The organism is Streptomyces sp. NPDC048424 (assembly GCF_040651555.1).
GTDB lineage: Bacteria > Actinomycetota > Actinomycetes > Streptomycetales > Streptomycetaceae > Streptomyces.
This window is the reverse complement of record NZ_JBEZKE010000007.1, coordinates 317,747-336,686: the sequence shown is the minus strand read 5'-3', so window position 1 is coordinate 336,686 and position 18,940 is coordinate 317,747. Positions and strand designations below refer to the sequence as shown.

15 protein-coding genes are annotated in these 18,940 nt (G+C 71.6%); 6 read left to right on the top strand and 9 right to left on the bottom strand.

Annotation, left to right across the window (positions count from 1 at the left end; genetic code table 11):
- Positions 1–232: 232 nt before the first annotated feature.
- Positions 233–1,825 (top strand): Na+/H+ antiporter, encoded by a 1,593-nt coding sequence (locus AB0D29_RS13665; RefSeq protein ID WP_362854012.1) that lies wholly within the window; start codon positions 233–235, stop codon positions 1,823–1,825.
- Here the strand turns inward: AB0D29_RS13665 and AB0D29_RS13660 are convergent.
- Positions 1,822–2,325 carry an SRPBCC family protein gene (locus tag AB0D29_RS13660; protein ID WP_362854011.1) on the bottom strand — a complete coding sequence of 168 codons (504 nt, stop codon included), beginning with the start codon at positions 2,323–2,325 and terminating at the stop codon, positions 1,822–1,824. The two genes, AB0D29_RS13665 and AB0D29_RS13660, sit on opposite strands and share 4 nt — an antisense overlap.
- A gap of 62 nt (positions 2,326–2,387) precedes the next feature.
- Here AB0D29_RS13660 and AB0D29_RS13655 point away from each other — a divergent pair, with 62 nt between their 5' ends.
- Complete coding sequence (locus tag AB0D29_RS13655) at positions 2,388–2,966, top strand: TetR/AcrR family transcriptional regulator (protein ID WP_362854009.1); 579 nt, start codon at positions 2,388–2,390, stop codon at positions 2,964–2,966.
- On the opposite strand, the gene AB0D29_RS13650 is transcribed toward AB0D29_RS13655, so the two are convergent.
- Both AB0D29_RS13650 and AB0D29_RS13645 read right to left on the bottom strand, forming a co-directional pair.
- The gene (locus AB0D29_RS13650) at positions 2,963–3,961 is read right to left on the bottom strand and encodes an SDR family NAD(P)-dependent oxidoreductase (RefSeq protein WP_362854007.1); all 999 of its coding nucleotides are present in this window, start codon (positions 3,959–3,961) and stop codon (positions 2,963–2,965) included. The genes AB0D29_RS13655 and AB0D29_RS13650 overlap by 4 nt on opposite strands.
- Positions 3,958–5,148: a UDP-N-acetylglucosamine--N-acetylmuramyl-(pentapeptide) pyrophosphoryl-undecaprenol N-acetylglucosamine transferase gene (locus AB0D29_RS13645; RefSeq protein WP_362854005.1), complete on the bottom strand. Its 1,191-nt coding sequence runs from the start codon at positions 5,146–5,148 to the stop codon at positions 3,958–3,960. The genes AB0D29_RS13650 and AB0D29_RS13645 overlap by 4 nt, the downstream gene beginning before the upstream one ends.
- A gap of 73 nt (positions 5,149–5,221) precedes the next feature.
- Here AB0D29_RS13645 and AB0D29_RS13640 point away from each other — a divergent pair, with 73 nt between their 5' ends.
- Both AB0D29_RS13640 and AB0D29_RS13635 read left to right on the top strand, forming a co-directional pair.
- Positions 5,222–5,917 carry a response regulator transcription factor gene (locus AB0D29_RS13640; protein ID WP_351298229.1) on the top strand — a complete coding sequence of 232 codons (696 nt, stop codon included), beginning with the start codon at positions 5,222–5,224 and terminating at the stop codon, positions 5,915–5,917.
- Complete coding sequence (locus tag AB0D29_RS13635; RefSeq protein WP_362854004.1) at positions 5,914–7,305, top strand: HAMP domain-containing sensor histidine kinase; 1,392 nt, start codon at positions 5,914–5,916, stop codon at positions 7,303–7,305. Before AB0D29_RS13640 ends, AB0D29_RS13635 begins: the two co-directional genes overlap by 4 nt.
- 161 nt (positions 7,306–7,466) lie before the next feature.
- Here the strand turns inward: AB0D29_RS13635 and AB0D29_RS13630 are convergent, their stop codons facing one another.
- A complete protein-coding gene (locus tag AB0D29_RS13630; RefSeq protein WP_362854040.1) occupies positions 7,467–8,528 on the bottom strand; it encodes a mechanosensitive ion channel domain-containing protein in 1,062 nt (353 codons plus the stop codon).
- Positions 8,529–8,598: 70 nt separating this feature from the next.
- On the opposite strand from AB0D29_RS13630, the gene AB0D29_RS13625 reads away from it, so the two are divergent.
- Positions 8,599–9,168, top strand: a complete 570-nt coding sequence (locus AB0D29_RS13625; protein WP_362854002.1) for a dienelactone hydrolase family protein — start codon at positions 8,599–8,601, stop codon at positions 9,166–9,168.
- 60 nt (positions 9,169–9,228) lie between these two features.
- Here the strand turns inward: AB0D29_RS13625 and AB0D29_RS13620 are convergent, their stop codons facing one another.
- From AB0D29_RS13620 to AB0D29_RS13600, 5 genes are all read right to left on the bottom strand, one after another.
- Positions 9,229–10,179 (bottom strand): zinc metalloprotease, encoded by a 951-nt coding sequence (locus tag AB0D29_RS13620; protein ID WP_362854039.1) that lies wholly within the window; start codon positions 10,177–10,179, stop codon positions 9,229–9,231.
- A gap of 243 nt (positions 10,180–10,422) precedes the next feature.
- On the bottom strand, positions 10,423–12,087 hold the full coding sequence (locus tag AB0D29_RS13615; protein ID WP_362854001.1) for an alkaline phosphatase D family protein: 1,665 nt from the start codon (positions 12,085–12,087) through the stop codon (positions 10,423–10,425).
- A 130-nt stretch (positions 12,088–12,217) separates the two neighbouring features.
- Positions 12,218–13,012 (bottom strand): DsbA family protein, encoded by a 795-nt coding sequence (locus AB0D29_RS13610; RefSeq protein ID WP_362854000.1) that lies wholly within the window; start codon positions 13,010–13,012, stop codon positions 12,218–12,220.
- 86 nt (positions 13,013–13,098) lie between these two features.
- Positions 13,099–13,788, bottom strand: coding sequence for a hypothetical protein (locus AB0D29_RS13605; RefSeq protein ID WP_362853998.1), 690 nt, complete (start codon positions 13,786–13,788; stop codon positions 13,099–13,101).
- A 62-nt stretch (positions 13,789–13,850) separates the two neighbouring features.
- The gene (locus AB0D29_RS13600) at positions 13,851–15,176 is read right to left on the bottom strand and encodes a DUF2252 domain-containing protein (RefSeq protein WP_362853997.1); all 1,326 of its coding nucleotides are present in this window, start codon (positions 15,174–15,176) and stop codon (positions 13,851–13,853) included.
- Between the two features lie 167 nt (positions 15,177–15,343).
- On the opposite strand from AB0D29_RS13600, the gene dnaE reads away from it, so the two are divergent.
- Complete coding sequence (gene dnaE, locus AB0D29_RS13595; RefSeq protein ID WP_362853995.1) at positions 15,344–18,886, top strand: DNA polymerase III subunit alpha; 3,543 nt, start codon at positions 15,344–15,346, stop codon at positions 18,884–18,886.
- The last annotated feature ends 54 nt before the right edge of the window (positions 18,887–18,940 follow it).

The following is an 18,940-nucleotide window of genomic DNA, read 5'->3' as shown; positions in this document are numbered from 1 at the left end:
CACCCCTCGCACGGCTACCGCAACGGCGATCCGGTCCGGGTGGTCACCCGCCGCGGCAGTGAGGTCTTCCCGGCCCTGGTCACCGAGGCCATCTCAAACGCCGGCGGGGCTGGAGTTGCCCGGCGTTTGAGGCGCGGGCGGGGAGCGCCGTCGGGGTTCGGGCCGAGCCCCGACACGCGGGTCGCCGTGGTCACCGCCCAAGCCAAGCGCAGCGGCCTGGCAGGGTGGGGGAGTGGATCAGCTTGCTCTGCTGTTCGTGCTGCTGCTCGGCGCCGTGGTCATGGTGCCGCTCGGGGACCGGCTGGGACTGCCCGCGCCCGTCCTCATGACCCTCGGCGGGGTGGTCCTCGCGCTGGTGCCGGCCGTGCCGGAGGTCGACGTCCCGCCCGAGTTCATCCTGCCGCTGGTGCTGCCGCCGCTGCTGTACGCCTCCGTGCAGCGGACCTCGTGGCGGCAGTTCGCGGCCAACGTGCGGCCCATCCTGCTGCTGGCCGTGGCCCTGGTGTTCGTCACGACCGCCGCCGTCGCCGCCGTCGCGTACACCGTGGTGCCCACGCTGCCGATCGCCGCCGCCGTCGCGCTCGGAGCGCTCGTGGCCCCGCCCGACCCGGTCGCCGCCACCGCCGTCGCCGGATCGCTCGGGCTGCCCCGCCGCATGGTGTCGATCCTGGAGGGCGAGGGGCTCTTCAACGACGTGACGGCGATCGTGCTCTACCACGTGGCGATCGCCGCGGCCGTCAGCGGCAGCTTCTCCTGGCCCGACGCGCTGGGGGAGTTCGTGCTCTCCGCGGTCGTCGCGGTGGTCGTCGGTCTGGCCCTCGGCTGGACCACCCACCGGCTGATGGGCCGGCTCGACGACGCCACCCTCCAGATCGGGCTGACGCTGCTGGTGCCGTTCGTCTCGTACGTGGTGGCGGAGGAACTGCAGGGGTCGGGGGTGCTGGCCGTGCTGACGACGGCCCTGTTCCTCGCCGAGTACGCGTCCGACGCCGACGACGTGCTGGGGCGCCTCGCCGGGCACACCTTCTGGGAGGTCGTGGACACGCTGGTCACCGGCGTGGCCTTCGGGCTGATCGGGCTGGAGCTCCACACCGTCTTCGGGACGGCGCAGGACCGCGAGTGGGAGATGGCCGGATGGGCGGCGGTCGTCGTCGCGGTGGTGGTCGGCGTTCGGCTGCTGTGGCTGCTCCCGGCCGGCTGGCTCGCGAAGAAGCTGCACCAGCTGCGCGACTACGACGAGGAGATCCCGCTGAGCTGGCGGGAGAGCGTGGTGATGTGGTGGGCGGGGATGCGCGGGGTGGCCTCGGTGGCCCTGGCGCTGGCCATCCCGCTGAAGACGGACTCGGGCGAGCCCTTCCCGGCGCGGGACGAGATCATCTTCATCGCGTTCGCGGTGATCATGGCGACCCTGGTGTGCCAGGGGCTGACCCTGCCGTGGCTGGTGCGGCGGCTGGGCGTGGAGGCCGACACGGACGTGCGGCGGGACGCCGAGCGGCAGCTGGCGATCCGCGCCGCGAAGGCGGCGAAGCGGCGGCTGAAGGAGATCGACGAGGCCGAGGAGCTGCCGGAGGACCTGGTCGAGCAGCTGACCCGGCGCGCGTACGACGTGGGGGCGAGGATCAGCCCGGACATGGTGGACGAGGAACGGCGCGAGGCGTACGCGCAGCGGGTGCAGCGGCTCCGCGACATCCAGCGGATCCAGCGGGAGATGATGTCGGCCGCCCGCCACGAGGTGCTGGCCGCCCGCAGCGAACCCGGCTCCGACCCGGAGGTCGTCGACCGGGTGCTGCGGCACCTGGACGTACGCAGCCTGCGCGCCCCCTAGGCCGGCCGGGGCACCAGCCGTTCCAGCCCGCGGAGGAAGCGGACGTACGGGGACCAGCGGGCCGGGCGGGCGATGGTGCCCGTGCAGGCCAGTTCGGCGCGGTCGAGGCTGTCCTCCAGGAAGGCGTCGTGCAGCGGCCGGAAGGCGAGCGGCCAGGTGATGCGGGAGATGCCGCTGACCGACATCGCGATGGTGTGCCGCAGCGCCGTCCGCTCGGCATCGACGGCCAGCGCGGTGAACTCGTGGAAGCCGTGGAACCCGCGGGGCCCGGTGAAGGCGAAGCGCACCCAGGTCCCCGGCACGTACGCGGTCACCGTGTAGCGCACCGGCCCGTGTCCGCCCGCCGCCCCGACGCCCAGGGGGCGGTCGAGCTCCATCTCCTCCCACAGGCGGCCGGGCCACAGTCGGTCGTCCTCCCCGCCGGCCAGCGTGTCGATGAGCGCGCCGACCTCGCTCTGCTCGGCCCCCAGCAGGCGTTCGTGCACGTTGTAGACGCCCATGCGTCCTCCCCTCAGATTATTAGAGAGGTGTCTCTAATAATCTGGAGGGTACTCTCTGATTCATGGCGAGACCACCCCGCTTCGACACCGACCAGATCCTCGACGCCGCCGTCCGGCTGGCGGCCACCGCCGGACCGGGCGGCGTGACCATGTCCGCCGTCGCCCAGGCGGTCGGCGCACCGAGCGGCTCCATGTACCACCGCTTCACCGGGCGTCCGGCCCTGCTCGCCGAGGTGTGGCTGCGCAGCGTCGAGCGGTTCCAGGAGGGCTGGTTCGCCACCCTCCACAGCGATCCCGACCCCCGCCGGGCCGCCCGCGCGGCCGCCCGGCACGTCGTGGCGTGGAGCCGTGCCCACCAGGAGGAGGCCGCCCTCCTGCTGTACGGACCCCAGGAGTTCGGCCGCGCCGACTGGTCCGAGGAGCACACCCGGCGGGCCGACTCCGGCAACCAGCGCGTGTACGCGGCCCTCGCCGCCCTCGCCGCCGCCCTCGGCGCGACCGACCCCCAGGGCCGGGACCGCGTCACCCTCGCCCTGATCGACCTGCCGCTCTCGGTCGTACGCCGGCACCTGCGCGCCGGGGGTCCGCTGCCGCCGCACGCCGAGGACCTCGCCGAGCAGAGCGCGGCCGCCCTGCTCTAGACCTGGTAGCGGTCCGGGGCGAAGAGGTGCGGGTTCGCCGCGATCCAGTCCGAGGTGCGGCGCAGCCCCTCGGCCAGGGAGACCTCGGGCTTCCAGCCCGCCCAGTCGCGGGCGCGGGAGTTGTCCGAGAGGAGCCGGTGGACCTCGCTGCCGGAGGGGCGCAGGCGGGAGGGGTCCACCACCACCTCCGCGTCCCGGCCGGAGGCGGTGATCAGCGCCCGGGCCAGGTCGCCGACGGAGATCTCCTCGCCCGTACCGAGGTTGACCACCTCGCCCAGCGCCCGGTCGCACTCCGCCACCGCGAGGAAGCCCGCGGCCGTGTCCGTCACGTACGTGAAGTCGCGGGTGGGGGAGAGGGAGCCGAGCCGTATCTCCCGCGAGCCCGCGTGGAGCTGCGCCAGGATCGTCGGAATCACGGCGCGGGCCGACTGGCGCGGGCCGTACGTGTTGAAGGGGCGCACCACCGTCACCGGCAGCTCGAACGCGTGGTGGAAGGAGAGCGCCATCATGTCCGCGCCGATCTTCGACGCCGAGTAGGGGGACTGCGGCTGGAGCGGGTGGCTCTCGGCGATCGGGGCCGTCAGGGCCGTGCCGTAGACCTCGCTGGTGGAGGTGTGGACCAGGCGGCGCACGCCGTGGCGGCGGCAGGCCTCCGCCATGTTCTCCGTACCGGTCACGTTCGTCTGCACGTACGCGCCCGGCGAGGCGTAGCTGTACGGGATCCCGATCAGCGCCGCCAGGTGGAAGACGGTGTCGCAGCCGGCCACCGCGTCGCTGACCCGGCCCGCGTCGCGGACGTCGCCCGCCCACATCTCCACCGGGCCGCCGGGGTCCGCGAGGTAGCGCGCCAGGTGGCCCTTCTCGGCGTACGGCTTGTAGTGCACGAAGGCGCGCACCCGGGCGCCGCGGGCCACGAGCAGGTCCACCAGCGTCGAGCCGATGAACCCCTCGGCGCCGGTGACGAGGACGGTGCGGTCGTTCCAGTTCAGGGTCATGCGTGCTCCAGGGTGGGAAGGCGGACGCCGGCGACGCGGAGGACCTCCGCGGCCAGCAGTTCGGCGGCCCGCGCGTGCGGGCCGGGGTCGGCGGCGCCGGCCATCGACGCCAGCCGGAGCGGATCGGCCAGCAGCGGGCCGATGAGGTCGGCGAGCCGTTCGGCGGTGGTCTCCGCGTCGGCCAGCAGCAGCCCGGCGCCCGCCTCGGACAGCACCCGGGCGTTGTGGGTCTGGTGGTCGCCCGGGGCGTGCGGGTACGGGACGAGCACCGCCGGGACGCCGGTCGCCGCCAGCTCCGCCACCGTCGCCGACCCGGCCCGGCACACCACCAGGTCCGCGGCCGCGTACACCAGGTCCATCCGGTCCAGGTACGGCACGGCCCGCGCGATCCGCCGCCCACCGGAGGCCGCGAGGTCGGCGAGGGCGCCGTCCAGCGCCGCCGGACCGGTTTTGACCAGCAGCTGCACGTCGTCGCGCCCCTGCCAGAGCCGGGCCAGCGCGACCGCGGCCCCGGTCAGGCGGACGGCGCCCAGGCTGCCGCCGTTGAAGACCACCAGCCGCCGCCCCGCGGGGACCCGCAGCGCCCGCCGGGCCTCGGCGCGCAGCGCGGCGCGCTCCGGTGCGGCCAGTTCCGCGAGCCCGGCCAGGGCCGCGGAGATCGGCATCCCGGTGGTCAGCGCCCGCTCGCCGCCCGCCAGGTGGGCGCGGCTGCGGTCGAAGGCCACCGCGACGTGCGGGGTGAGCCGGGCCGCGAACCGGTTGGCCCGCCCCGGCACCGCGTTCGACTCGTGGATCACGGCGGGCAGCCCCGCCAGCCGGGCGCCGAGCACGGCCGGCGCGCTCGGATAGCCGCCCATGCCGACGACGGCGTGCGCGCCCTGCGCCCGGATCACGGCACGCGCCTGGTGCGCCGAGCGCAGCAGGGCCGCGGGCAGCAGGTACCGCTGCGCGCCCAGCGCCGGATCGAAGGGGATCATGTCGACGGTGTGCAGGCGGTAGCCGGCGCCCGGGATCAGCTCGGTCTCCAGGCCCCGCTCGGTCCCGATGAACGAGACGACGGCGCCCGGGACGGCCGCGCGCAGCGCCTCGGCGAGGGCGAGCCCCGGGTAGATGTGGCCGCCGGTGCCGCCCGCACCGATCACGACGGACAGGGCCGCGGGTGTGTCTGGTGTGTGTCGAGTGGTCATGGCCGCACACTCCCGGTGCGCCCTAAGAACGTTCTAAGAGGTTCGCGCCGGAGCCTTTGGCAGGCTTTGTGCCATGAGCTCCCTGAACAGTCATCGGATCCTGGTGGTCGACGACGAGCCCGAGGTGCGCGCCGCCGTGGAGGACGGCCTGGCCGTCGAGGGGTACGAGGTGCGCGGAGCGGCGGACGGGCTGGCCGCGCTGTCCGAGGTGGCGGCCTGGGAGCCGGACGCCGTCGTCCTCGACGTGATGATGCCGGTGCTCGACGGGCTCGGCGTGTGCCGGCAGCTGCGCGCGATGGGCGACCGTACACCCGTCCTCGTACTGACCGCGCTCGACTCCGTCAGCGAACGCGTCGACGGGCTGGAGGCCGGGGCCGACGACTACCTCGTCAAACCGTTCGCGCTGGACGAGCTGGTCGCGCGGGTACGGGCACTGCTGCGGCGGGCCGCGCCCGACCCGGCCGGGTCGGGCCCGCTGGCCTTCGACGACCTCGTCCTGGACCCCGGGACGCGGACCGGGCGGCGCGGCGGGCGGCCGCTGGAGTTCAGCCGCACCGAGGCGGCGCTGCTGGAGCTGCTCCTGCGCCACCCCGGCCAGGTGCTGCCGCGCGAGGTGATCCTGGAGCTGGTGTGGGGGCGGGACTTCGGGCCGGACTCCAACTCCCTGGCCGTCTACGTCGGCTACCTGCGGCGGAAGCTGGAGGCCGGGGGCGAGCCCCGGCTGGTCCACACCGTGCACGGGGTCGGCTACCGGCTGGACGCGGCGTGAGCGGATCGGGGCGCCGGGGCCTGGGAGCCGCCTGGAGACGGCGGCGGCCGCTGCGGACCCGGCTGGCGCTGGCCGTCACCGCCGCCGTGGCGTTCGTGGCCGTGGGGGTCTGCGCGGCCGCCTTCCTCGTCGTACGGTCCGCGCTCTACGATCAGCTCGACCTCAGCCTGACCCAGTCCGCCCGGCTCGCCGCGCAGCGCGACCCGGGCGCGGCGCCGGGCACGCTCGCCGGGGAGTGCCGCTTCCTGGCCGCCCCCGCGTGCGCGGAGGTGGTGCCGGCCGACCCGGCCAAGGACCCCGGTACGCCGGGCCTGCTGCCCGTGGACCCGGCCGCGCGGAAGGTCGCCGCCGGCGCGCTGGCCCCGTACTACACGAACATCACGCTGGCCGGACACCCCGCGCGGATGCTCACCACCGACTACGCCAAGGGGCGGGCCCTCCAGGTGGCCCTGCGCGCCGACACGGTGCAGTCCGGCATCGAGGAGGCAGCCGGGTGGCTCGTCCTCACGGCGGCGGCCGGGGTGCTGCTCGCCGCCGTACTGGGCTACTGGGTCTCCCGGACCGGCCTCGCCCCTGTGACCCGGCTCACGGCGACGGCCGAGCGGATCGCGGCGACCCGGGACCCGCGGCACCGGATCGAACTCCCGTCGCGGGGGCCGTCCGGGCGGGAGGACGAGATCACCAGGCTGGCCGGGAGCTTCAACACCATGCTCGGCGAGCTGGAGCAGTCCGTCACCGCCCAGCGGCGCCTGGTCGCGGACGCCTCGCACGAGCTGCGGACCCCGCTGACGGCGCTGCGGACCAACGCGGAACTGCTGGCGAAGGGCGAGCGGCTGACCGTCGCACAGCGCGAGCGGGCGGCGGCCGCGCTGGGGCGGCAGCTGCGGGAGGTGACGGGCCTGGTGAACGACCTGATCGAACTGGCGCGGGACGAGGAGCCGACGCCGCTGGTGGAGCAGGTGCGGCTGGACGCGCTGGTGCGGCACGGGGTGGACGCGGCGCGGGCGCACTGGCCGGCGGTGGAGTTCCGGGTGCGGGTGGTGGAGGGGGCGGTGGTCGTGCCGGGGGTGCCGGCGCGGCTCAGCCGGCTGCTGTCGAACCTGCTGGACAACGCGGCGAAGTTCAGCCCTGCCGGGCTGCCGGTGGAGGTGGAGCTGGCCGTCGTCGGCACGGGGCCGGAGCTGACCGTACGGGACCACGGGCCGGGGATCGCGGAGCAGGACCTGCCGTACGTCTTCGACAGGTTCTACCGGGCGGGGGCCGCGCGGGCCCTGCCGGGGTCGGGGCTGGGGCTGGCCATGGCGCGGCAGATCGCGCGGGCGCACGGGGCCGAGCTCGTGGCCGAGCCTGCCGCGGGTGGGGGCGCGCTGTTCCGGCTGACGTTCTGACCATGGCTGAGCGCCGCTTCCCGGGGCCGCCCCGGACCCCGCGCCTCAAACGCCGGCGAGGCTGAAAGACCGCCTCAAACGCCGGCGGGGCTGAAGGGTCGCCTCAAACGCCGGCGGGGCTGAAGGGTCGCCTCAAACGCCGGCGGGGCTGAAGGGTCGCCTCAAACGCCGGCGGGGCTGGGATCGTCCGGTCCGGGGGCGGCTTCGGCGGTGGTGATGCGGGGGAGGGCGTACGGGTGGTGGGTGACGAGCCAGTTGATCAGGCGTTCGCGGACCGCGCAGCGGAGGGTCCACAGGTCGTCCGAGTCCTTCGCCGTGACCACCGCGCGGACCTGGACGGTGTGCGGTGTGGTGTCCGTCACGGCCAGGCCGCCGCCGCGGCCGTCCCACTCCGGGAGGTCCTTCAGGATCTCCTGGAGCTGCTCGCGCATCAGGTCGAGCGGTGCGCTGTGGTCCAGGTGCCAGAAGACCGTGCCGGTCATCTGCGCGCCGCCGCGCGACCAGTTCTCGTAGGGCTTGCTCGTGAAGTACGAGACCGGCATCGTGATGCGGCGCTCGTCCCAGGTGCGGACGGTGAGGAAGGTCAGGGTGATCTCCTCGACGCGGCCCCACTCCTTGTCGACCACCACCGTGTCGCCGATGCGGACGGTGTCGCCGAAGGCGATCTGCAGGCCGGCGAAGAGGTTGCCGAGCGCGGCCTGCGCGGCGATGCCCGCCACGATGCCGAGGACGCCCGCGGAGGCAAGCATCGAGGCGCCGAACGTACGCATCGGCGGGAAGGTCAGCAGCATCGCCGCCACGGCGACCACGAACACCACCGCCGTCACCACCCGCTGGATCAGCGTGACCTGGGTGCGGACCCGGCGGACCCGGGCGTCGTCCTCGGTCACCGCGGCGTAGCGCGCGTACGTCGAGTCGACGGCGGCCGTCGCGATGCGGACCGCCAGCCAGGCCACGGAGGCGATCAGCACCAGCGTGAGGAAGCGGCCGACGCCGAAGGGGTGGTCGGGGAGGACGCCCGCCCAGCGGTAGGAGCCTCTGAGCAGCGAGGCGCAGAGCACCACCTGGAACGGCGGCCGGCAGCGGCGCAGCAGGCCCCACAGCGGGGTCTCGGTGTGCCGGGCGTCGGCCCGGCGCAGCAGCAGGTCCAGCAGCCAGCCCGCGATCAGGGTGGCGACCAGCGCGCCGCCGATGACGAGGGCGGGGCGAAGGAAGTTCTCCATCTCCATGGGAGGAACGTAGCGGGAAGCGGTCCGCGGGCACCTTCCGTTCGGGGGCTGGCACGATGGAGGCATGAACATCATGCTTTTCCACTCGACGTACGGGCTGCGGCCCGCGGTGCACGCGGCGGCCGACCGGCTGCGCGCGGCCGGGCACGAGGTCCAGGTGCCGGATCTCTTCGGGGGACGCACCTTCGAGACCGTCGAGGAGGGCATGGCCCACCGGGACGAGATCGGCCGTGACGAGCTGCTGAAGCGCGCGGTGCTGGCCTCCGCCCCCCACTCCGACCAGGGCCTGGTCTACGCGGGCTTCTCCTTCGGCGGCTCCGTCGCCCAGCACCTGGCGATGGCCGACGAGAAGGCGCGCGGGCTGCTGCTCCTGCACGGGACGGCGGACCTGGAGGAGGACGCCTCGGTGGACGAGCTGCCGGTGCAGCTGCACATCGCGGACCCGGACCCCTTCGAGCCGCACGACTGGCTGACCGCCTGGTACCTGCGGATGCAGCGGGCCGGGGCGGACGTGGAGGTCCACAGCTACCCGGGTGCCGGGCACCTGTTCACGGACCCGGAGCTGGACGACTACGACGCGCAGGCCGCGGAGCAGCTGTGGAAGGTCGCGATCGGCTTCCTCGACAGCCTGTAGGCGCGGAGGAACGACAGGGGCCCGGCCCGGCGGATGCCGGACCGGGCCCCTGTCGCGGTGTCAGCCCGCCCGGTAGGCGGTCCAGCTGCTCGACATGCGAGCCACCTGGCCGGCGGTGAACTGGTACATGCAGGAGTCGTACGTGTAGTCCATGAAGTTGTGGATCGGGTCCACACCGGACTTGGTGGTGCAGCTGTCGCGGCCGGTCGGGCACTCGAAGGCCGCGGTCTTCTCGGCCGGGGTGTCGGAGACGTAGTCGCCGTTGCCGTTACAGCCGCCCTGGAAGGTGTGGTAGAGACCCATCCAGTGGCCGACCTCGTGGGTCGCGGTGTCGCCCTCGTTGTAGTTGGCGGCGGAACCGCCCGGCAGCGAGGAGTCGAGCACGACCACGCCGTCCATCTTGGGGCTGGAGGCGTAGGAGGTCGGGAAGGTGGCCCAGCCGAGCAGGCCGCCCGAGAGGTTGGCGGTGTAGAAGTTCAGCGCGCCGGGGCCGCCCTTGCGCAGGGTGTTCTTCATGTTCTTCTCGGCCGTGGAGCCGTCGGCCAGGTTGTACCAAGTGGCGTTGTCCGTGTAGTCGGTCCCGGCCAGGGTGAACTGGAAGTTCGTGTTGACGTTGCCGGTGCCCTGGCCGCCGTAGGCCGCGTTGAGGACCGCCAGCTGGTTGTTGATCTGGGTGGACGTCAGCTTTCCGGTGTTCCCCGAGTGGATCACGTGGAAGTACACCGGGATGCTCGTGGCGGCCTCGGCGGCGCGCAGGCTGCGCTGCGGCTGGTTCTTGAGGGCCTTGTCCAGCTTCGCCTTGAGGTCGGCGTCCATGACCTGCGCCTGCGCGTCGGTGACCGCGTTGGGCTCGTCCGCGTGCTCGTCGTGCGCACGGGTCACGCGGGCGTTGGCGGCGCCGGCGGAGGGCTGCTCGGCGCACTGCTCGGCGGGGGTCTTGGCTGCCGCGAGCGTGGTGGGGGCCGCGAGCGGGGTGAAGGCCAAGGTTCCGGCCAGAACCGCCGTGCTCATCAGGCGGCGGCGGAGAAGGGGGGATATGCGGGCAATCGCGCGCACGTGTGCTCCTCGCGGGTGGGGGGTGGTGGGGGGTGATGGCCTGAAGGATCTTCTTCAGCTGGCGGGAAGCTTATGTGTGCATGACATATTCAGGTCAAGTGTCTTGCGTAAAAGATTTGTTGCCAGAAACGCACATGGGGCACCTGGTATGAACCAGGCGCCCCATGTGGCGGGATGATTGACGGTCAATCAGATGAATCAGTGGACGGGCTGGTACGCCCGCTCCACCTTCTGCGTCCCGTTCAGGGTCCGGTACGAGCGGGCCCACGAGGTCGTGGCGTCCTGCCGCCGCTTGTCGGACACCACGTAGTAGTCCATCTGCGAGCGCTCCGCCGTCACGTCCAGCACGCCGTAGCCGTGCGCGTCCATGTCGAGCCACTTCACGTGCCAGTTGGCGGCCTTGATGGCCGTCTCGGCGACCAGCGAGGCGGTGTCCGCGGGCACGTGCAGGATGTCGTCGATGTTGTCGGAGGTCACCGAGGTGACGACGAACTCGGTCGCCGCGGTCCCCGAGCCCGGGTACGTGGCCATGTTCAACGGGACCTCGTTCGCCCACGCCATGTGGATGTCACCGGTCAGGAACACGGTGTTCTTGACGTTCCGGTCCTTGAGGTGGCCCAGCAGCTCCTTGCGGTCGTCGGTGTACCCGTCCCACTGGTCCACGTTGATCGCTATGCCACCCTCGGGCAGGCCGAGCAGCTTCGCCAGCGGCTTCAGCAGGTGCGCGGGCAGCGAGCCGAAGGCCACCGGCGAGATCATCACCGAGGTGCCGACCAGCTTCCAGGTCGCGTTGGAGCCCGTGAGGCCCGACTTGAGCCAGTCCAGCTGGGCGCGCCCGGTGATGGTGCGCTCCGGGTCGTCCACCGTGCCGCTGCCCACCTTGGCCTGCTGCGAACGGAAGGACCGCAGGTCGAGCAGGTGCAGATCGGCGAGGGTGCCGAAGCGCAGCCGCCGGTAGACGGTGCCCGCGATGGAGGCGCGCACGGGCATCCACTCGAAGTACGCCTGCTTGGCGGCGGCCGCGCGGGCCGCCCACTCGCCCTCGGCGCCCGGCGTGTGGTTCTCGGCGCCGCCGGCCCAGGTGTCGTTGGCGAACTCGTGGTCGTCCCAGATGGCGATGACCGGGTGCGCGTGGTGCAGCGCCTGCAGGTCGACATCTGTCTTGTACTTGCCGTGCCGCGTGCGGTAATCGGCCAGCGAGACGATCTCGTGCTTCGGCTCGTGCTGGCGCACGACGTACTTCGCCTCCGGGTACCCCCCGGTCTGGTACTCGTAGATGTAGTCGCCCAGGTGCAGGATCGCGTGCAGATCGGTGCGGGCGGCCAGGTGGCGGTACGCGGAGAAGTAGCCGGCCTCCCAGTTGGAGCAGGAGACCACGCCGAAGCGGACCCCGGAGGTCGTCACGTCGTGGCCCGGCGTGGTCAGCGTGCGCCCGACGGGGGAGACGGTGGTGCCGGCGGTGAACCGGTACCAGTAGGGCGTCTGCGGCTGGAGCCCGCGCACGTCCACCTTGACGGTGTGGTCGCCGGCGGCGCTCGCCGTGACGGTGCCGGAGCCGACGATCCGGGAGAAGGCCTGGTCGGAGGCCACCTCCCAGCCGACCTGAGTGGCCGGGCCGAGGCCGGAGCCGGGCACGGCCTCCGGGGTCGGGGTGACGCGGGTCCACAGCAGGACCCCGTCGGGCAGCGGGTCGCCCGAGGCGACGCCGTGCAGGAAGGCGGGCGCGGCCTGCGTCGCCGCGTGGGCCGCCGAGGCGCCGAGCGAGGTCAGCGGGGCCAGCGCGGCCGTGGCCGCGGCGGCGAGAACGACCGTACGGCGACGGGGAGTCGCCGCGGTCTGAGAGGGGGTGAGATGACTGGTCACGACCGGTCACATTACCGACGGGTACACCTGATGGAACAGACGTCGGAATGCAACGGGCGGGCGAACTCTGGGAGTTCGCCCGCCCGATGGCGCGGCCCTTCCGGGAAGCGTGTCCCGGAATGTCCGGTGATCAGCCCTGCAGGGCCTTGTCGATCGCCGCCGTGAACAGCTCCGCCGTCTGCGGGGTGTCGATCTTCTTGCCGTCCATCTTCAGCGTCGGGGTCCCCGTCACGCCGGACTTGTTGAAGGCCTTCGACATGTCCATGGCCCACCGGTCATAGGTGCCGTCCTCGACGGCCTTCTTGAACTCGGCGTTGCCCTTGAGCGCCGGAACGGTGTCCGCGACCTTCAGCAGGTACTCGTCCTTGGCGAAGCTGTCGACGGTCTCCTCGGGGTGCTGCTCCTTGGAGTACAGCGCGGCCTTGTAGTCGAGGAAGGCCTGCGGGCTGACGTTCAGCGCCGCGCCCAGCGCGCTCAGCGCGTTCTTCGAGCCCTCGCCCTTGACGGCGTTGTCGATGAAGGTGGCGCCGAAGTACTGGAGCTTGTACTTGCCCGCGTCCACGTCCTTCTTGATCTGCTCGCCGGCCGCCTGCTCGAAGCCGGCGCAGGCCGGGCAGCGCGAGTCCTCGTACAGCTCCAGCGTCTTCTTGGCGTCGGGCTTGCCGATGACGACCGTGGTGCCGTCCTCGCCCTCGGTGTTCTTCGGCTTGACCAGCTCGGCCTTGGCGGCCTTCTCCCAGTGGTCGGGCTGGTTGGCCTGCACGACCGCGTAGCTGACGACGCCGATCAGGCCGAGCCCGGCGAGGACGGCGCCCGCCACGATCACCTGGCGGCGCACCTTGTCCTTCTTGGCCTGGGCCTCGCGCTCGGCGCGCAGCCGCTCGCGGGCCGCTGCCTTGTTCGCCTGGCTGTTGCGTGAACTCATCGTGATCTCCGTGGGGTGTGACGTGTCAAAGGGACTGCTCGGGGGACTGCCGCCGGCCATCGCCGGGAGGCGCCCCGGTACGTGCGTCAGGCGCGTGCGAGCGCGCCGAGCACGGGAGGTCCCCGCCGACCCACGGAGTGTGCGGGGAATCGCGTACGGGCCCCCGTGCCCGCGAGGGCCGGCCGCAGCGGGCGCCGCGCCGGACCGGACACGGCCGCCACCGAGGCCGCCACCAACAGCAGCGGCCGGAACGCGAAGGCGGCCACCGCGCGCAGCAGCTGCCCCAGCGCCCGCTCGCCGTGGCGCAGCCACGCGGCGGCGAGCAGCCCGACCGAGATGTGGGCGCCGAGCAGCAGCCAGGGCGTCCACGGCCCGGGCGCCGCCAGCAGCGCGGCCGGATCGGTGACGGGCCCGGCCACCTCGGTCAGCGGCCCGCCCACGGGCGCGCCCCCGCACAGCTCGTCCAGGCCCATCGCGCGCAGCGGACCCGAGACGGGGCCGCCGGCCGGGCCGTAGCAGAGGTGCTGCCCGGCGGTGAAGACGGTGTCGGCGGCCAGCTCCAGCGGAACGAGCAGCCCGGCGATGGGGCCGAAGCCCCGTTCGCGGCCCGCGAGCGCGTAGGCGATCACGAACACGGCGGCGAAGGCCCCGACCACCAGCGCGGGCGGCAGCGGGACGCGGGACATGAGGACGTGCGAGCCGGCCGAGAGCAGCACGACGAGCGCGCTGAACAGCGCGGCCCGCAGCCCTCGAAGCCTCACTCCTGAGATGTCCATCGTCGCGAGTCTGCCATGCGTACCTGTGAAAGCCGCGTCCCGGCCCCGGCCACGGGCACGAACTACGAGGTCAGACGCCCGTTGCGGAAGAGGTCGACGAAAATCTGGTGGTCGGCGCGGGCCCGGGCGCCGTACGCGTGGGCGAAGTCCACGAGCAGCTCCGCGAAGCCCTCCTCGTCGGCCGCGATCGCCGCGTCGATGGCCCGCTCGGTGGAGAACGGGACCAGGGAGTGCCCGCTCTCGGCCTCGTCGGCCGCCGCGTGCATGGTCGCCGTCGCCCGGCCCAGGTCCGCGACCACGGCCGCGATCTCCTCCGGGTCGTCCAGGTCCGACCAGTCCAGGTCCACCGCGTACGGGGAGACCTCGGCCACCAGCTGTCCGGCACCGTCCAGCTCGGTCCAGCCCAGCCACGGGTCGGCGTGGGCCTGCAGGGCGCGCTGGGAGATCACCGTGCGGTGCCCCTCGTGCTGGAAGTACTCCCGCACCGCCCGGTCCGTGATGTGCCGGGACACCGCGGGGGTCTGCGCCTGCTTGAGGTAGATGACGACGTCGTTCTCCAGGGCGTCGCTGTGCCCCTCCAGCAGGATGTTGTAGGAGGGCAGGCCCGCCGAGCCGATCCCGACGCCCCGGCGTCCCACCACGTCCTTGACCCGGTAGGAGTCGGGCCGCACGAGGGACTCGTCGGGGAGGGTCTCCAGGTACCCGTCGAAGGCGGCCAGCACCTTGTAGCGGGTGGCGGCGTCCAGCTCGATGGAGCCCCCGCCGGCGCTGAAGCGGCGCTCGTAGTCCCTTATCTCCGTCATGGAGTCCAGCAGGGAGAAACGGGTGCGGGAGCGGGCCGAGCGCAGCGCGTCCAGCAGCGGGCCCTCGGCGGTGTCCAGGGTGAAGGAGGGCACCTCCTCGTGCTTGGCCCCGGCCGCCAGCCGGTGGATCCGCTCCCGGTAGGCGCCGGCGTACGTCCGCACCAGCGCGCTTATCTGGTCGTCGCTGAGCGCCTTGGTGTAGCCGATCAGGGCGACGGAGGCGGCGAAGCGCTTCAGGTCCCAGGTGAACGGGCCGACGTAGGCCTCGTCGAAGTCGTTGACGTTGAAGATCAGGCGGCCGTTGGAGTCCATGTACGTGCCGAAGTTCTCGGCGTGCAGATCGCCGTGGATCCACACCCGGCCCGTCCGCTCGTCCAGGTACGGGCCGCCGTGCCGGTCCCGCTCCAGGTCGGAGTAGAAGAGGCAGGCCGTGCCCCGGTAGAAGGCGAAGGCGGAGGCCGCCATCTTCCGGAATTTGACCTGGAAGGCAGCGGGGTCGGCGGCGAGGAGCTCACCGAAGGCGGTGTCGAACACGTCGAGGATCTGCTCGGCGCGCTGCTCGTCGGTCGTCTCGGGAACCGCCATGGCGGATGCCTCCTGGTGGTGCGGGGTGGATCGCGTACGGATCGCATTTCGGACAGGTGTCCTTGGTTCTGCAACGCACGACCGTACCCGTCGGTGCCCGTGGATTGTCACCCGGTCGACGTAGGATTCAGAGCTGCCGCCCCTCTCTCCCCTCGGAGGCCCCCACCGTGACCAAGACGCCGTTCACGCACCTGCACGTCCACACCCAGTATTCGCTGCTGGACGGTGCCGCGCGGCTGAAGGACATGTTCAACGCGTGCAACGAGATGGGCATGACGCACATCGCCATGTCCGACCACGGCAACCTGCACGGGGCGTACGACTTCTTCCACTCCGCGAAGAAGGCCGGGGTGACCCCGATCATCGGCATCGAGGCGTACGTCGCCCCCGAGTCCCGGCGCAACAAGCGCAAGATCCAGTGGGGCCAGCCGCACCAGAAGCGGGACGACGTCTCCGGTTCCGGTGGTTACACCCACAAGACGATCTGGGCGGCCAACGCCACCGGACTGCACAACCTCTTCAAGCTCTCCTCCGACGCGTACGCCGAGGGCTGGCTGCAGAAGTGGCCCCGGATGGACAAGGAGACCATCTCCAAGTGGTCGGAGGGGCTCATCGCCTCCACCGGCTGCCCCTCCGGCGAGCTGCAGACCCGGCTCCGCCTCGGCCAGTTCGACGAGGCCCTGAAGGCCGCCTCCGAGTACCAGGACATCTTCGGCAAAGAGCGGTACTTCCTGGAGCTGATGGACCACGGCATCGAGATCGAGCGCCGGGTCCGCGACGGGCTCCTGGAGATCGGCAAGAAGCTCGGCATCCCGCCGCTCGTCACGAACGACTCGCACTACACGTACGCGCACGAGTCGACCGCGCACGACGCCCTGCTGTGCATCCAGACCGGCAAGAACCTCTCCGACCCGGACCGCTTCCGCTTCGACGGCACCGGCTACTACCTCAAGTCCACGGATGAGATGTACGCCATCGACTCCTCGGACGCCTGGCAGGAGGGCTGCCGCAACACCCTCCTGGTCGCCGAGCAGGTCTCGACCGACGGCATGTTCGTCGAGAAGAACCTCATGCCGAAGTTCGACATCCCGGAGGGCTACACCGACGTCACCTGGTTCCGCGAGGAGACCATGCGGGGCATGCACCGCCGCTTCCCCGGGGGCATCCCCGAGGACCGTATGAAGCAGGTCGAGTACGAGATGGACACCATCATCTCGATGGGCTTCCCCGGCTACTTCCTCGTCGTCGCCGACTTCATCATGTGGGCGAAGAGCCAGGGCATCGCCGTGGGCCCCGGCCGAGGCTCCGCGGCCGGGTCGATCGTCGCGTACGCCATGGGCATCACCGACCTCGACCCGATCCCGCACGGACTGATCTTCGAGCGCTTCCTCAACCCCGAGCGCATCTCGATGCCCGATGTCGACATCGACTTCGACGAGCGCCGGCGCGTCGAGGTCATCCGGTACGTGACGGAGAAGTACGGCTCGGACAAGGTCGCCATGATCGGCACCTACGGCAAGATCAAGGCGAAGAACGCCATCAAGGACTCCGCGCGCGTCCTCGGCTACCCCTACGCCATGGGCGACCGGCTCACCAAGGCGATGCCCGCCGACGTCCTCGGCAAGGGCATCGACCTCAACGGCATCACCGACCCCTCGCACCCGCGCTACAGCGAGGCCGGCGAGATCCGCGCGATGTACGAGAACGAACCGGACGTCAAGAAGGTCATCGACACCGCCCGCGGCGTCGAGGGCCTGGTCCGGCAGATGGGCGTGCACGCGGCCGGCGTGATCATGTCCAGCGAGCCGATCGTCGAGCACGCGCCGATCTGGGTGCGGCACACCGACGGCGTGACCATCACGCAGTGGGACTACCCGCAGTGCGAGTCGCTCGGCCTGATCAAGATGGACTTCCTGGGCCTCAGGAACCTCACGATCATGGACGACGCCGTCAAGATGGTGAAGGCCAACAAGGGCATCGAGCTCGACCTCCTCGCCCTGCCGCTGGACGACCCCAAGACGTACGAACTGCTCTGCCGCGGTGACACGCTCGGCGTCTTCCAGTTCGACGGCGGACCCATGCGGTCGCTGCTGCGGCTGATGAAGCCCGACAACTTCGAAGACATCTCCGCCGTCTCGGCCCTGTACCGGCCGGGCCCGATGGGCATGAACTCGCACACGAACTACGCCCTGCGCAAGAACAAGCAGCAGGAGATCACCCCGATCCACCCCGAGCTGGAGAAGCCGCTCGAAGAGGTGCTCGCGGTCACCTACGGCCTGATCGTGTACCAGGAGCAGGTGCAGAAGGCCGCCCAGATCATCGCCGGGTACTCCCTCGGCGAGGCCGACATCCTGCGCCGCGTGATGGGCAAGAAGAAGCCCGACGAGCTGGCGAAGAACTTCGTCATCTTCCAGGAGGGCGCGAAGAAGAACGGCTACACCGACAAGGCGATCCAGGCGCTCTGGGACGTCCTGGTCCCCTTCGCCGGCTACGCCTTCAACAAGGCGCACTCCGCCGCGTACGGCTTGGTTTCCTACTGGACCGCCTACCTCAAGGCGAACTACCCCGCCGAGTACATGGCCGGTCTGCTCACCTCGGTCAAGGACGACAAGGACAAGTCCGCGGTCTACCTCAACGAGTGCCGCCGCATGGGCATCAAGGTCCTCCCGCCGAACGTGAACGAGTCCGAGTCGAACTTCGCCGCCCAGGGCGACGACGTGATCCTCTTCGGCCTCTCCGCCGTGCGGAACGTCGGCACGAACGTCGTCGAGTCGATCATCAAGTCGCGCAAGGCGAAGGGGAAGTACTCGACCTTCCCCGACTTCCTCGACAAGGTCGAGGCCGTCGTCTGCAACAAGCGGACCATCGAGTCGCTGATCAAGGCCGGCGCCTTCGACGAGATGGGCCACACCCGCAAGGGCATGGTCGCCCACCACGAGCCGATGATCGACAACGTGGTCGCGGTGAAGCGCAAGGAGGCCGAGGGACAGTTCGACCTCTTCGGCGGAATGGGTGACGAGAGCGCGGGCGACGAGCCCGGTTTCGGCCTCGACGTGGAGTTCTCCGACGTCGAGTGGGAGAAGTCCTACCTGCTCGCGCAAGAGCGCGAGATGCTCGGCCTCTACGTCTCCGACCACCCGCTCTTCGGCCTGGAGCACGTGCTCTCCGACAAGACGGACGCCGGAATCTCCCAGCTGACCGGAGGCGAGCACTCCGACGGCGCGGTCGTCACCATCGGCGGCATCATCTCGGGCCTCCAGCGCAAGATGACCAAGCAGGGCAACGCCTGGGCCATCGCCACCGTCGAGGACCTGGCCGGCTCCATCGAATGCATGTTCTTCCCCGCGACCTACCAGCTCGTCTCCACCCAGCTGGTCGAGGACACCGTCGTCTTCGTCAAGGGCCGCCTCGACAAGCGCGAGGACGTCCCCCGCCTGGTCGCCATGGAGATGATGGTCCCCGACCTCACCTCGGCCGGCACCAACGCCCCGGTCGTCCTCACCATCCCCACGGTCAAGGTCACGCCGCCGATGGTGACCCGTCTGGGGGAGATCCTGCGCCACCACAAGGGCAACACAGAGGTGAGGATCAAGCTCCAGGGACCGCGGACCACCACCGTGCTGCGCCTCGACAAGCACCGCGTCCAGCCCGACCCGGCGCTCTTCGGAGACCTCAAGGTGCTGCTCGGGCCGTCCTGCCTGGCCGGATAGCAACCCTCGCCAACCGGCGCCGTACGCACGGAAGGGCCCGCCCGGCGATGCCGG

What these genes read in the sequence shown, in the direction of transcription:
- AB0D29_RS13660 (WP_362854011.1), bottom strand. Translation starts at nt 2,325, where the DNA reads ATGGGCGTCTACAACGTGCACGAACGCCTGCTGGGGGCCGAGCAGAGC.
- AB0D29_RS13655 (WP_362854009.1), top strand. Translation starts at nt 2,388, where the DNA reads ATGGCGAGACCACCCCGCTTCGACACCGACCAGATCCTCGACGCCGCC.
- AB0D29_RS13650 (WP_362854007.1), bottom strand. Translation starts at nt 3,961, where the DNA reads ATGACCCTGAACTGGAACGACCGCACCGTCCTCGTCACCGGCGCCGAG.
- AB0D29_RS13645 (WP_362854005.1), bottom strand. Translation starts at nt 5,148, where the DNA reads ATGACCACTCGACACACACCAGACACACCCGCGGCCCTGTCCGTCGTG.
- AB0D29_RS13640 (WP_351298229.1), top strand. Translation starts at nt 5,222, where the DNA reads ATGAGCTCCCTGAACAGTCATCGGATCCTGGTGGTCGACGACGAGCCC.
- AB0D29_RS13630 (WP_362854040.1), bottom strand. Translation starts at nt 8,528, where the DNA reads ATGGAGAACTTCCTTCGCCCCGCCCTCGTCATCGGCGGCGCGCTGGTC.
- AB0D29_RS13625 (WP_362854002.1), top strand. Translation starts at nt 8,599, where the DNA reads ATGAACATCATGCTTTTCCACTCGACGTACGGGCTGCGGCCCGCGGTG.
- AB0D29_RS13620 (WP_362854039.1), bottom strand. Translation starts at nt 10,179, where the DNA reads ATGAGCACGGCGGTTCTGGCCGGAACCTTGGCCTTCACCCCGCTCGCG.
- AB0D29_RS13610 (WP_362854000.1), bottom strand. Translation starts at nt 13,012, where the DNA reads ATGAGTTCACGCAACAGCCAGGCGAACAAGGCAGCGGCCCGCGAGCGG.
- AB0D29_RS13605 (WP_362853998.1), bottom strand. Translation starts at nt 13,788, where the DNA reads ATGGACATCTCAGGAGTGAGGCTTCGAGGGCTGCGGGCCGCGCTGTTC.
- AB0D29_RS13600 (WP_362853997.1), bottom strand. Translation starts at nt 15,176, where the DNA reads ATGGCGGTTCCCGAGACGACCGACGAGCAGCGCGCCGAGCAGATCCTC.